The organism is Paenibacillus sp. J31P316 (genome assembly GCF_056269105.1).
Window position 1 is genome coordinate 296,917 of sequence record NZ_JBWDNI010000003.1, and the last position, 14,131, is coordinate 311,047.

The window sequence follows — 14,131 nt, forward strand, 5'->3', positions numbered from 1 at the left end:
ATGTGTTGAAATATACCACGCCTAAGCAGCTCCTGTAAATAGGCGGGTGAAATTTCGATAAACGATTGTTGACAGGAACGGCGCGCGAGCGCTACGCTTTATTTAAGAAAGCGCATTCATTTCCAAAGGAGCGTGCCCATGAAAATCTCGATTCGCCTGCTGCCTCCCCGCTATCGAACGGATGACGCGTTCGCCGGCACCGTCGCGTTTCTGAAGACCTATCGTTCCGCGATCGACGAGCTGACGATGTTCACGGAATACTGGCATCACGGTTATTATCCGCCTGACCAATTCGCGGAGGCGGCGGCCGTGCTTAAGCGGCGCGTCCGCGAGCTCAAGGACGCGGGATTCGCGAACGTAGGCATCAATGTGCTGGCCACGATCGGGCATTTCAACGAAGCGTGCGACGTGCTGGCTCCGCTGCCCTTCCAGCCGATGGTCGACTACGACGGCACGATCTCCGCGAGCGTCGCTTGTCCAAGCTCGGAACCGTTCCGCGCGTACATCCGCAACAAGTACACGCTCGTCGCGCAAGGCGAACCGGATCACGTGTGGGTGGACGACGACATCCGGCTGCTCGCGCACGGTCCCGTCAAATTCGGCTGCTTCTGCGAGCAATGCGTGAGCGAGTTCAACGGCAAGATCAACGGGAATTACGATGCCGCCGCTCTTGCGGCGGCGCTGAACGCGCATGGGGCGAATGGACTGCGCGAGCGCTGGCTGGACTTCCGCGAACAGATATTAGGAGATCTTCTGAAGCTGATCGCAGAAACCGTGCGCGCCGTCCATCCGGGGGCAGCGATGGGGTACATGTCCGTCGACAACTTGGCGACGGAGCGGTGGATGCTCGATTTGGACGCGGTCATGGGCAGGCCGGGCGGCGGGTTCTATCAGGACGCGGTGCCGGCGGACATGCTGCCGAAGCTGCTGAACGTCGGCCATCAGGTCGCGGCCTACCCGCCGCAAGTGACGGACATCCAATATGAGCACGAGAATTTCCCGTATCAGCGGCTGGGCAAATCGGTCCGGCTTTTCGCGGCGGAAAGCGCGGCCAGCCTGCTGAACGGTGCCAACGGCATTTTGTACAACGTGCTCAAGCAAGAACCGGGCACGCTCGACGATTACCGCCCGTACTTCGACCGGATCGCGCGCGACCGTGCGTTCTGGACGGCGATCGCGGAAGCGTGCGAAGGCACGGAGAATGCCGGCTTCTATTGCGGCTGGTCTCCTGCCCAAGCTTACCGCCACGATGCCGAGGAAGGCGCATGGCTGCAAGCGCCGCTCGGACGGCCGTATCTGGCGCCTGATCCGGCCAACGCGCTTCACGAGCTGGGCATTCCGTTCGCGTTCAAGCAAGACGCGGCTTGCGCCGTGATTCTTCAGGGCGAGATGGTGCAGGGGTATGCGCGGGATGAGCTAGAAGCGATGCTCGCTTCCGGCGTCGTGATGGACGGCAGGAGCTTGGAGCTGCTCTGGGAGCGGGGACTTGGGGAATGGTGCGGCGTCGAGATCGCGCGCAAGCACGAGAACGGGGTCATGGAGCAGTATACGCAGGATCCGTTGAACGGCCGTTACGCCGGCGAGCGGAGAGACGGGCGCATCTCGTCTTGGCCAAGCACGGCTTATACGCTGAAGCCCGTTCGCGACGGCGCAAGGACGCTGACCGAATTGATCGACTTCAACGGAGCGAATCAAGGGCCGGCCTTCACGGTGTACGAGAACGAGCGCGGCGGTCGGATCGCGGTGCAAGGCTACATGCCGTGGAAAAATCTCGGATTCACGGCCAAGCAATCGCAGCTGCTAGCCGTCTGCGATTGGGTAGCGGGAGGCAGGCTGCCGGTTCGCGTAGCACCTTCCTTGAAGACGGTGCCTTACGTGCGCGTCTCGCAAGACGGCAAGCGGGGAGTCGCGGCGCTGATGAACGCGTCGCTGGACGAGACGGGCGCGTTCGAATTCGAGCTGCGGCTGTCGGCGGGCGAGCCGAGTGAGCGGAGTAAGCTGAGCGAGCTGTCGCCAACGGGCGAGCTCGTGCCTGTCCCGGCGGAATGCGTTCGCTTTGAAGGCGGAACGGCCGTGATCAAGGCGGCCAGCATTCAGCCGTGGGAGCTGCGCGTGTTCTGTTTTGCGGCGGAGACAGAGTAACTCATAACTGCGGTTACTGCAAAGTCAGGATATATCGCGAACAGATAGGCTGCTCCCGGGGTCGAGGGTTCATGCTGACGAGAAAGCTGCCGCAAGGCAGCTTTCTCGTTTTTATTAGGTGGGGCCTCGGACGTATAGCAGGGTAGGTTGAGAATGATGCCGAACTGCAGCTTTATAAGTGAAATGCCCGCAATTCTTCACACGATCCTGCCGTGAACGGCATGCAGTTGGCAAATATCCGTCTTGCGTGGTTGTCATCCTAGCGAATTCGCTATATGATGTTAGATAACATGACATCATGGGCTGCGCATCTTGGAGTGGACCCGGAAGGAGGCGACGAGCATGCATTTGACCGTCGAACAGGCGCTGGCCGTCTATCCGTTGTCGGAAGGCGAGCTGATTGCGGGAGAGTCGGGCAAGCATCGCATCGTAAAATCGATCAATGTGATGGATGCGCCGGACATCGCGGATTGGATCAAAGAAGGCGAAATGCTGTTCACGACGGCCTACCTAATCAAGGACGATCTGGAGGAAGCGTCGGAGTTGATCATAAAGCTGCATCATCGCGGCGCCGCCGGGCTTGGGATCAAGCTTGGCCGTTTCTGGGAATCGATTCCGGAACGGCTGACCGCGCTGGCGGACGAACTCGGTTTTCCGCTGATTGCGCTCCCGTTCCAATTTACCTTCTCCGATCAGATGAACGGTTTGTTCCATGCCGAAATGAAGCGGAGCACCGACCAGCTCGAAGGGGCGCTGGAGAAACAAATCCGGCTCATGCGCTTCGCGCTGCGCGCCGAATCGATCCCTTCGCTGTTCGAATCCGTCACGGAAGCGATCGGCTGCCCCATCGCGGTCGTCGGCGCCAAAGGCCAGGTCGTCTTCAGCTCGCCCGGCATCCCTGCCGATTGGCTGACCGATCAATGGCCGTGGCCTCCGCTCAAGACGCGGCTCAAGCATCAGGGCAGGCAAGCCTTGCGCATTCCGCTCATGAACCGCGACGCCTGCACGGGCTTCGCATTCTTCTTCGATTCCTTGCCGTTCCTTTCGCCGGTCGAGGAAGGTCTATATACGCAGGCAGCTGAAATCATCTCTCATCATCTCAATTATAGATACGAGGACTATTTTGAATTATCGGTACAAAAGGATTTCGGCTCGCTGATCAAGCAGTTCCTGAAGAACGGCGTCACTGCGGAAGCCGTGCTCGAATACGCCGAACGATGGGAGATGGAGTGGCTCGAAACGGGCTATTATTGCGCGCTCGTCGATCTTCCGCCTGCTGCCGCCGCCGTACTGCGGAATGAACGGCTTGATGATTTGAAAGCCTCCATGCTCGGCAATGCGCGGATGCAGGCGCTGAAGGGGATTCACGTCGTGATGGACGAAGGCGTGCTCTGCGTCGTTCCGATTGCGACGGCAGGTGCCGATGGCGAGCTGCTGCGGGAAGCGCTCGAGTCCTGCCTGGCGGGGCTAGGCCTGGATGAACGGAGAGCCCCGAAGGCGGCCGTCTGCGCGCGCAAGAAGCAGTTGAAAGAGATGGCGGATGCGTTCGCGGAATGCAGAAACACGTTCAGGCTTGCCCGCGAGTGGGGTGTCGAGGAGCGGATCGTCCGTTACGATACGCTTGACCTGGCGATGATTTTCGAACCCGTATCGCGCGAGAAAATGCGCATTTACTGCCAGCGCTGGCTTGGCGGCCTGCTGAGCAAGGATCCGGGCTACGCGCTCGAGATGCTGAAGACGCTGGAGACGTATCTCGACTGCGACGGGCAGCTGAACGACACGGCCAAGAAGCTGTTCATCCACCGCAATACGGCCACGTACCGAATCGAGAAACTAAGCGAACTCCTCGACGTGGATTTCAAGAAAGTGAATGTGCTCGTACGGCTTAAAATCGCCTTTCTATTCCGCAGCCTGCTGGCCGCGGAGACAGGGGAAAAAGAGCGCGGCGCTTGAGGCGGAAGCAGCAACTTCGGGATGCCCTTGCCGAACGCTCGAAGGATGGAGGATATATGGCAGGCAAATCGGCAGGCTACTTGCGCGTAGTGCTGCCGGTTTGTTCTTGTAATGTCTGCTCGACGCTGACGAACGAAATTCATCTGACCCGTCAAGCGGGGACGGCGCTCTTGGTTATATCTAAGCCGTACGCTACGAAATCTCGTAATTTTTCTGCGGCATGCCTACGTATTCTGGGAAAGCTCGGATGCGATTCCCCTTGAATTCGAAAACAACCGTCAGCTCGTTGCGGTAAGGCTGGCCATTCAGCAATCCCTCCGCGCGGAACGTCACCATTCCCCACTTCTCGTCCTCAAGCTCGACAAGCGGAGTCATCCGCACCTGCAGCACCGAGCGCTCGAATCGGATCAATTCCTCGAACCGTTCGCTGCCTTGCTGTTCTTGATTCCATCCGGCCAGCGGAAGCGGAACGAAGAAGTGAAAGTCATCCGTGACCTTTTGAAGAAAATCCCCGGTTTCCCCTGTTTCGAAAGCCTGCCTGAAAGCATCGAATCCTTCCGTCAATCTCGTCATTATGAACGCCTCCTGATTTGGGTTTTGTGTGGAAACTTGTCGTGTTCACGTCTACATCTTACTTCTGGGCACGACTACGCAACAATCACCGAATTCCGATGCATTGGATCGGTTTCAGTAATGATGAATCAGAAAACCTCGGTCCCGCCCAATCGAATTCTGAGCCCATCCAATCGGCAACCTAATCGGTCTATTGTCTTCGTCCACCCGGGAGGCTCGCTGGTTGGCGTGATTTCATCGGATTCATCGAGCAAAGCTAGTACACTACAAGTTAATGTTACATGTATGTTATATATTTAGGAATGTAAGCGCTAAATCTTAATATTTATTGTCACCTGCACCAATAATGTACGTCTATTTCGGTATGCTGCACAAATATATGTGAGGTATATAGACATGAACATGACTCAAATCTTAAACTAAGGATAGAAAGAGCCACACGAAGATCGCAATTTTGGAGGGGGACGAGGAAGATGAAAGCAGCGAAGGGTACGGTCAGCTTCTCGAAACGCAATACGGCGATGGCGGTATGTCTGGTGACCGCAATGGCGGCCTTGTCCGCGTGCGGCAGCAATGAAGCGTCGAACAACGGCAATAACGCGGCGGCTAACAATGCGAATGCCGGCACGAATGCCGGCAACAACGCGGCTGCCAATGCGGGAACCGACACGGAAGGCACGACGACGAATGCCGGGACGGATACGGCGGTCAAGGATCCGGTGAAGGCGACCCTCATCCTGAACTGGTTCGCCGAGCCGGAACACGGCGGCAACTTCGCGGCGCTGGCCAAAGGCTTCTACAAGGATGCGGGATTCGACATGACGCTCATGCCCGGCGGACCTTCCATCTCCGCCACGCAGCTCGTCGCATCCGGCAAAGCGGAATTCGGCATGGCGAACGGAGACGATATTCTCGTGGCCCGTCAGGAAGGCATCCCGGTCGTGGCGATCGCGACCGCGTTCCAGAAGAGTCCGCAGGCGCTGTTCTACCATAAAGATTCGGGCATTTCGGGCTTCGGCGATCTCAACGACCATAAGGTGTACGTCGCCGCGACCGCGAATTTCTGGCAATACATGAAGAAGAAATTCAGCCTGGATAAAGCGCAAGAGATGAAGTATACCGGACAGCTCGTCAATTTCATCAACGACAAGAACGCGGTCACCCAAGGCTACGTAACCTCCGAGACCTATACATTGCAGCAAGAAGGCGTGGACTTCGACGTCCTGCTGAACGCGGATTCCGGCTACAACATCTACGCGGGCGTGTACTTCACGACGGAGAAGATGATCAAGGAACATCCGGATCAAGTCAAAGCGTTCGTGGAAGCGACCGTGAAAGGCTGGGACTACTACAAGACGAACTCCGACGAGATCAATCCGGCCATCCAGGAGAAGAATCCCGAAATGACGCTCGACATGATGAAATTCAGCGCCGAGAAGGAAATGGACTTCGCCTTCGGCGGCGACGCGGCGACGATGGGCACCGGCGTCATGACGACGGAGCGTTGGACGGAGGTTCAACAGCAGCTGAAGGATGTCGGCGTATTGACGAAGGACGAAGATATCAGCAAAGCGTTCACGACGGAGTTCTTGCCTAAGAAATAAGCAACGGTTGGAACGGGGGAGCAGGGGGCTTCGGCCCCCCGCTGTGACCGCGATTTATTAGGTTGAAGTGTGGTGAATAAAGTGACCGGAGAGTCAAAGTGGAGTCGGAAAAGCGTGAGCGTTCGCCTTTGTAGTCTGATTTCCACCTCTAAATTACTTACAATTAAAAGAAATCGGATCTACAACAGCGATTGAAGACCCATTTTGACCGCAGGTCATGGTTTTAACCACCACTTTAAAAACGAAAGGAGCATGGCTATGGCAGCGGAAGACGTGAACAACAGCATGCTGCAAGGCGAAATGTACCCTGCCCGCGACCGGTCGAGCTGGGTGTCCAGATGGTTGGAGGGCCGCTCGAGAAAGGGACGCAAGCCGCTCGCGGCATTTATCAAGAAGCTGACGCCGCCACTTGCGGCATTCATCGTGTTTATCGGTGGCTGGCAGCTGATCTGCCATTTGCTCAACTCGCCGACGTACCTCGTACCGAAGCCGTCGGACATCTTCAAGGCGGCGATCGATAACCGTCATGCGCTGTGGACGGCGGTGTCGACGACGGCGTTCGAATCCGTCTTCGGCTTCCTGCTCAGCATCGTGCTCGGCATTTCGTTTGCGATTCTGATGGCCAGCTCGAAAGTCATCGAAGAAAGCGTGTATCCGTACGCCATTATCATGCAGACCATTCCGATCGTGGCCATCGCGCCGCTGATCGTCATCTGGTTCGACGCCGGCTTTCAAGCCATCGTGATTATCGCCTTCTTGATCGGGTTCTTCCCGATGCTGTCCAATACGCTGATCGGTCTCAATTCGACGGAACATAACCTGCGAAACCTCTTCTATTTATATAACGCGAAGCCGCTGCAGACGATGTGGCGCCTGCGCATCCCGGCCGCGCTGCCGTATATCGTGGCGGGTCTCAAAATTTCCTGTACGCTGTCCGTCATCGGCGCGATCGTCGGGGAGTACATCGCCGGCATCGGCGGCGGCAACGGCGGTCTCGGCTACGCGATCACGTACGCGGCGGGCCGGCTCAAAACCCCGTACTTATTCGCCTGCGGCCTGTCGGCGTCGCTGCTCGGCATTCTATTCTTCCTGCTGGTGAATATGCTGGCCAAATGGATGCTCAGCTCGTGGCATGAATCCGAAATGAAACGCGAAGGCTGATTCTCCCGGAGGGCGCCGCGGAAGCGGTGCGACCGATGGAGAACGGTCCCCAAGACGAGAGGAGGTCGTACGATGCTGCAAGCGGAACAATTGGTGCTGCGCAAGTACTTTTATCCGGTGATGCCGGTCACGGACCTGAACGAAGGACCGAAGTCGATCACGATGTTCGGAGAGCCGGTCGTCGTCTGGCTGGATGAGCAGGGCAAGCCGGCGGCCGCGATCGATCGCTGCTGCCACCGCACGGCGAAGCTGTCGCTCGGGGAAACGCGGAACGGCTGCATCGTCTGCCCCTACCACGGCTGGACGTTCAACCGCGACGGCAAATGCACCTTCTTCCCGCAATCCGAGCTGGAGGATCCGCCGAAAGTGTACAAAATCAAAGCTTACCGCTGCGAGGAGAAGTACGGCTACGTCTGGATCGCGCTCGACGAGCCGCTCGCGGGCATTCCCGATTTCAGCCGTTACGGCGATCCGGAGATCCGGCAAATCCATCAGTTTCACGAGACGATTCATTGCTCTGCGCTCCGGCTCATGGAGAACTCGTTTGATACGGCGCATATCGCGTTCGTGCATCACAATACGTTCGGCAACAATCAGGACCCGGTCCCGCCGGAATTCCGCATCGCGCCGAACGAGCTTGGCTTCGAAATGTTCTACGACGTGCGCGTAACCAACAAGCTAAACAAGGACGTCAAAGCGATCAACGTCGATTCCGACGAGACGGTGCGCAAAGTCCATGCGACGTGGTTCATGCCGTTCGTGCGGCAGCTGGACATGACGTATCCGACGGGACTGGTGCATTCCATCGTCACCTGCGCGACGCCGATCGACAACGAATCCTGCATTCTCATCCAGTTCGTCTTCCGGAACGACAAGGAGGCGGACGTGCCGGCTTCCACGATCATCGCGTTCGACCGGGCCGTCGTCGACGAGGATATGCTCATCCTCGAATCGACCGAGGCGAACATTCCGCTCGATCTGAAGCTTCGCCTCGAGACGCATATGCATGCCGACAAACCCGGTATCGTCATGCGGGAGATGCTGCTGAAGCTGTTCGACGAGCACGGGGAGAAGGAAGTATTGCCGCAGCTGCGGACGCCTCAGCTGTACAAGATGGAAGTGCTGGAGCGCGTCGCTAGACCAAATTGACCGAGGATCCGGGAGGTGCATGGGCGATGCAGCAGCCGATGATAGGAACGAAAACGATGGTCGTCAGCCCGCACTATCTGGCTTCGTCCGCGGGAGCGCGCATCCTGCAGCGCGGCGGCAACGCATTCGATGCCGCCGTTGCGGTCAGCGCATGCCTCGCGGTCGTCTATCCCCATATGACCGGGCTTGGCGGCGATTCGTTCTGGCTCATGCACAGCAAATCCGACGGAGCCGTTCGCGCCTACAATGCCAGCGGCAGATCCGGCTACCGGGCCAACCGCGCCTTGTACGCAGGCCAGGATGCCATCCCGCAGCGGGGCGTGCGAAGCGTCGTGACCGTGCCCGGCATGGTCGACGGTTGGGACGCCGTCCTTCGGGAATATGGAACGATGACGCTCGCGGACGTGCTGGAGCCGGCGATCGGTTATGCCGAGCACGGCTTTCCGCTTTCGCGGGACCAATACGCGAACACGCTTCAGCGACACTTGATATTGAATGCCATGCCGGAAACTTCGGCTATTTATACGCCTGACGGCTGCGTGCCCCGGGCGGGCTCGCGGTTCGTCCAGCGCCAGCTGGCGCAGAGTCTGCGGCAGCTGGCGCTGACCGGCAGAGACGGGTTCTACAAAGGAGAGTTAGGCCGGCGCATCGCTTCGTACTTATCGAATCGCGGCGGCGTGCTGAACGAGGATGATTTCGCGGATCACGAAGGCAGCTGGGAGACGCCGCTCAGCGGTTCGTACAAAGGGCTGACGCTCTACCAGGTGCCGCCGAACTCGCAAGGGTTTACCGGTATTATGGCACCGCAGATCATCGAAGGGTTCGGCTTCGGAACAGCCCCGGGCTCGGTCGAGCATGGTTCATTTGCTTACTATCATCTGCAGATCGAAGCGCTGAAGCTGGCCTTTCAGGACCGGAATGCGGTGTTGAGCGATCCCGATTTCTCCGCTATCCCGGTGGAGCGGCTTCTGGATAAGGCATACTGCAAGGCGCTGGCAGCGCGGATCGATCCGAACAAGGCGCTCCCGGCGTTGTCGGAGCCCGTCGGAAGCGATACGGCCTACGCGGCCGTCGTGGATGGGGACGGCAACGCGGTATCGTTTATCCAAAGCCTGTATTTCGAATTCGGCTCGGGCGTTACGGCCGGGGATACCGGCATTTTGCTGCAAAACCGCGGTTCGTTCTTCTCGCTCGATCCGAAGCATGTCAATACGCTGGAGCCGCGCAAACGGACGTTCCATACCCTGATGCCCGCGATGGCGTGCAAGGACGGAGCGCCGTATCTGCTTTACGGGACGCAGGGCGGAGAAGGCCAGCCGCAGACGCAATGCGCGCTGCTTACGCGGATCGCCGATTACGGCATGGACCCGCAAGCCGCCGTCAGCGCGCCGAGATGGGTGTGGGGCCGCACTTGGGGAGAATCGACGCAGGAGCTGCGGGTGGAGAGCCGCGTCCCGGAAGGGGTGCGCGCCGAGCTCGCCCGAGCGGGACATATCGTTCGGACGGTAGACGCCTTCGACGGCGTCGTCGGTCATGCGCATGCGATTCTGATCGACGGCCAAGGCTTCCGTCTTGGCGGCACGGACCCGCGGAGCGACGGCCAGGCGATCGGTTGGTAATTGGACCTGACGACCGACGGCGAGAATAGCCCGGCGGTCCGGAATGCCGAATCACGACAGAGGAGGAAAGCCCATGCGATTCGGTGATGTGATTGTGAAAAGAAACGTTCCCTGCACGATGCGGGACGGCGTGAATTTATATGCGGATATTTATTTGCCGGAGGAATCCGGGGAATATCCGGTCCTCCTCATGCGGCAGCCTTACGGCCGCAAAATCGCTTCGACGGTCAGCCACGCGCATCCCGTCTGGTACGCTTCGCGGGGGTATATGGTGATCGTGCAGGACGTTCGCGGCAGAGGCGATTCCGAAGGGGAGTTCGTTCCTTTCGTTCACGAGGCCGAGGACGGTTACGACACGGTGGAATGGGCGGCGAAGCTTCCGTATTCCAGCGGCAAGGTGGGCATGTACGGCTTCTCGTACCAGGGCATCGCGCAATGGGCGGCCGCATCGCTGAATCCGCCGTCCTTGGCGACGATCATTCCGAGCATGACGGCCGCGGACATTCACCGCTGGGCTTATCCGCAGGGCAGCTTCTCCAGCGGCATGCTGATTTGGGCGTTCCAGCTGGCTCGGGATTCCGCGCGGCGTGCCGGGGATACCGAAGCGGAGCAGGCGTGCACGCAGATCATGAGCAGTCCCGACGCGATGCTGCGCCATCTGCCTTTGAACGAACGCCACCCTATCCTGGTGCAGTATTGTCCGGCGTACTTCGACTGGGTCGATCATTCCGAATACGACAGCTATTGGCTCTCGCTCAACTGGCTGCCGGCGTTCATCGACAATCCGATTCCGGCGTTCCATATCGGCGGCTGGTACGATTTTCTCTTGGACGGAACGGTTCAATCGTATCTGGCGCTGCAGGAAACGCTGCCGGAAAGGTCGCCTGACCTGTTCCACCGCTTGGAAATCGGACCGTGGATCCATATTCCATGGGGCAGGAAGGCCGGCGGCGTCGATCATGGTCCTGACGCGGACGGCGACATGCACCGGAAGCAGGCGCAATGGTTCGATTATTGGCTGAAGGGCGAGCGGGATAACGGCCTCTATGAGGAACCCGCCGTTCGATACTTCGACCGCGAGTCGAAGGAGTGGAAGACATCGGATACGTACCCGGAACATGCCGGCGGCCGCAAATGGCTGCTGGGCGGGTCGGGCAAACCGGCTAACGGGGCGCTCGGCGGAGGTCGCGTCGTAGAAACGGCCGCTGAACTGGACGCCGAAGCGGCGGCAGACGTATTCGTCTACGATGCGCGGCTCCCGATGACGCTCGCGGGATACGCGCCTACTGATCGCAGCGTGCAGCAGGACCGGACGGAAATTCTAGTCTATACCGGAAGGCCGGCCGAGAAGGCATTCAGCGTGCTTGGCGCGCCGGTCGTGAACGTGCATGCGCAGTCGATGGAAGGTCCGACGGATTTGGTCGCGATTCTGACGATGCTGCTGCCCGACGGCAGCGCGAAGTTTCTCTCCGTCGGCCGGACCGAGATCGGCTGGAGCGGCGACGGCGGGTGCTGGCGTCAAGCGCGGATCGTGATGCGGCCGCTCGCGGCCACGTTTCCGCCGGGCTCGGCGATTCGCCTGGAGCTGACGGGGAGCGCGTTTCCGACGCTGATCCGCCATCCGAACGGCATCCCGATGAACAGCGCCCACGGGGCGGAGGAATGCGATTTGACGATCGCCGTGGTGGCGGTGAAGAGCAGGCCGGGCACGGAATCCTGGATTGAGCTTCCGGTCGTGGAAGAATAGGCTTTTGCACGGTCAAGTCGCGTAGAGTCAGGTTTCAGCAATCACTTTCGAAAGGGGCTGCGAGTGAATGACGAACGAATGGAAGCTGATCAACGCAAGTTTGCCGCTTCGGGACGAGTCTCATCTCTATACGCTTACGATCCGCGACGGCATCTGGACGGAAATAACGGCGCAGCCGTCATCGTCTGGTCTGCCGGGAGCAGTGCCGATCGATGAAGCGACGGGGAATGCAGCCGGCGGGACGGTTATCGATCTAGGCGGCAAAGTGCTGCTGCCAGGTCTTGTCGACGCCCACATGCATCTCGATAAAGCGTTCTCCCTTCCGCAGGTCGGCAACGTCTCGGGGACGCTGGACGAAGCGGTGAACAACTACTCCAACGCGGTGCACGCCTTCTCCAAGGAAGAGATCAAGGCGCGGATTATCCGCTCCGCCCTGCAGGCGGCATCGTTCGGCACGACCGCGATTCGCACGCATCTCGATTACCATGTCCGGTGGGGCGCGGACGTCGCGCTGCGAACGATCGAGGCGGCGCTGGAGGCGCAGGCGGAGCTTGCGCCTTACGTGAAATTAGAGCTGTTCCCGCTGGCGCCGATGTTCCGGTTCGGACCGGGCGATCTCGACATTCTCGAAGAAACGCTGCGCATGGGCGTGACCGGCGTCGGCACCGCGGCCCATATGTCCCAGACGGCGGAAGCCGATATCGATCAGCTGTTCGTATTGGCGGAGAAGTTCGATATGCCGCTGGATTTCCATACCGACGAGAGCGACGACCCGAACATGCGGACGGTCAGCCACATCGCGCGAAGGACGATCGATTACGGCTGGTCCGGCCGGGTGACGGTCGACCATCTGTGCTCGCTCGCCGCGATGAACGACATGGATGCCGGCATGCTGATCGAGCAGATGGCGGCAGCCAAGCTGCACGCGGTCACGCTGCCGGGCGCGAACCTGTATCTGCAGGGCAGACGCGACAGCTTCCCGGTCCGGCGCGGCGTCACGCGGGTGAAGGAGCTGCTGGCAGCCGGCATTACGCTGGCGACGGCATCGGACAACATTCATGATCCGTTTCATCCGTTCGGCCGCGGCGACCTGCTGCAAATCGGCTTGATTACGGCTTATGCCGCCCATATGGGAAGGCCGGCCGACCTGCGAACGATTTTGCGGATGATGACCGAAATTCCCGCCGCGATCCTTCGCCTCGAAGGCTACGGCGTGGAGATCGGCAACGACGTCGATTTCGTCATCTTCGACGGTTCGACCCCCGAAGAGCTGTTCACGATGGTGCCGGAACGGCGCTGGGTATTCCGCGGAGGCAGCTGGCTGAAGCTGGCGGCCAAACGCAGCGGCTTCCAGCTTCCGGAGCTGGACCGCAAGCTGCGTGAAGCGGCGGAAAAGTTGGCTTTCGGCACGCCGGCGGCCACCGCCAAAGCGTAAGCGAAGAAGGAGCTGAGCTGCCGGTTATGACCAACCTGCTCGTTGTCTATTACAGCGCCTACGGCCATGTGCACGAGATGGCGCTGGCCGCCGCGCAGGGCGCCGCGAACCTGGCGGACTGCGAGGTGCGCGTCGTCAAGATTCCCGAGATGGAATCGGAGAACAATCGAACGCCGTATCTCGATAAACGGAAGAAACAAGAGGAAAGCGCGCTGTCCGGCAAGTTCCGGACCGTAGGCCGCTTCGCCAAGTACGAAGCCTCCAAGGTGCTTCAAGAGCCGATTCCGCTCGCGACGAACGACGATCTTCGCTGGGCGGACGGCATCGTCTGGGGGTTCCCGACCTACTTCGGCTCCATGCCGGCGCAGGTGAAGCTGTTCCTCGAGTTCGCGAGCGAGCTGTGCGCGGACGGCGGTCTCGAAGGCAAGCCGGCCGGACTGATGACGAGCGCCGGCTCGATCCATACCGGACATGAAGCGAACCTGCTGACGTCCATGGTGCCTCTGTTCCATTTCGGCATGATCATGGTCGGGCTTCCTTACTCGGAGAACCCGGAATATCTGACGGCCGACGCGATTGGCTGCTCGCCGTACGGCGCATCGACGGTGGCCGGTCCGGACAGCGGCAAGACGCCGGACGAACGCGAGCTGATCATGGCGGGCAGACTGGGTTTACGGGTGGCGAAGGTGGCAGCGGCATTGAAGAAGAGCGAATTTCGGTCAGGCAAATAACGCGTAAAGGGGACAAC

Annotated in this window: 10 protein-coding genes; 9 read left to right on the forward strand and 1 reads right to left on the reverse strand. The window is 59.6% G+C overall.

Features of this window, described 5'->3' with window-relative positions; translation table 11 throughout:
• Positions 1 to 138 precede the first annotated feature (138 nt).
• Positions 139 to 2,142 carry a hypothetical protein gene (locus tag AC0YNU_RS12465; RefSeq protein WP_475756790.1) on the forward strand — a complete coding sequence of 668 codons (2,004 nt, stop codon included), beginning with the start codon at positions 139 to 141 and terminating at the stop codon, positions 2,140 to 2,142.
• A 342-nt stretch (positions 2,143 to 2,484) separates the two neighbouring features.
• Entirely contained in the window at positions 2,485 to 4,095 is a 1,611-nt protein-coding gene (locus AC0YNU_RS12470) for a PucR family transcriptional regulator (RefSeq protein WP_475756792.1), read from the forward strand.
• Between the two features lie 192 nt (positions 4,096 to 4,287).
• On the opposite strand, the gene AC0YNU_RS12475 is transcribed toward AC0YNU_RS12470, so the two are convergent.
• A complete protein-coding gene (locus AC0YNU_RS12475) occupies positions 4,288 to 4,668 on the reverse strand; it encodes a nuclear transport factor 2 family protein (RefSeq protein WP_475756794.1) in 381 nt (126 codons plus the stop codon).
• Positions 4,669 to 5,141: 473 nt separating this feature from the next.
• Between AC0YNU_RS12475 and AC0YNU_RS12480 the strand changes: the two genes are divergently transcribed.
• From AC0YNU_RS12480 to wrbA, 7 genes are all read left to right on the forward strand, one after another.
• Entirely contained in the window at positions 5,142 to 6,272 is a 1,131-nt protein-coding gene (locus tag AC0YNU_RS12480) for an ABC transporter substrate-binding protein (RefSeq protein WP_475756796.1), read from the forward strand.
• Between the two features lie 258 nt (positions 6,273 to 6,530).
• Positions 6,531 to 7,433 carry an ABC transporter permease gene (locus tag AC0YNU_RS12485; protein WP_475756798.1) on the forward strand — a complete coding sequence of 301 codons (903 nt, stop codon included), beginning with the start codon at positions 6,531 to 6,533 and terminating at the stop codon, positions 7,431 to 7,433.
• Between the two features lie 72 nt (positions 7,434 to 7,505).
• Complete coding sequence (locus tag AC0YNU_RS12490) at positions 7,506 to 8,582, forward strand: aromatic ring-hydroxylating dioxygenase subunit alpha (protein WP_475756800.1); 1,077 nt, start codon at positions 7,506 to 7,508, stop codon at positions 8,580 to 8,582.
• A gap of 26 nt (positions 8,583 to 8,608) precedes the next feature.
• The gene (ggt, locus tag AC0YNU_RS12495) at positions 8,609 to 10,201 is read left to right on the forward strand and encodes a gamma-glutamyltransferase (protein WP_475756802.1); all 1,593 of its coding nucleotides are present in this window, start codon (positions 8,609 to 8,611) and stop codon (positions 10,199 to 10,201) included.
• A 73-nt stretch (positions 10,202 to 10,274) separates the two neighbouring features.
• Positions 10,275 to 11,948 carry a CocE/NonD family hydrolase gene (locus AC0YNU_RS12500; protein WP_475756804.1) on the forward strand — a complete coding sequence of 558 codons (1,674 nt, stop codon included), beginning with the start codon at positions 10,275 to 10,277 and terminating at the stop codon, positions 11,946 to 11,948.
• A 67-nt stretch (positions 11,949 to 12,015) separates the two neighbouring features.
• The gene (locus tag AC0YNU_RS12505) at positions 12,016 to 13,383 is read left to right on the forward strand and encodes an amidohydrolase family protein (RefSeq protein ID WP_475756807.1); all 1,368 of its coding nucleotides are present in this window, start codon (positions 12,016 to 12,018) and stop codon (positions 13,381 to 13,383) included.
• Between the two features lie 26 nt (positions 13,384 to 13,409).
• Positions 13,410 to 14,114 carry an NAD(P)H:quinone oxidoreductase gene (wrbA, locus tag AC0YNU_RS12510; RefSeq protein WP_475756809.1) on the forward strand — a complete coding sequence of 235 codons (705 nt, stop codon included), beginning with the start codon at positions 13,410 to 13,412 and terminating at the stop codon, positions 14,112 to 14,114.
• Positions 14,115 to 14,131 lie beyond the last annotated feature (17 nt).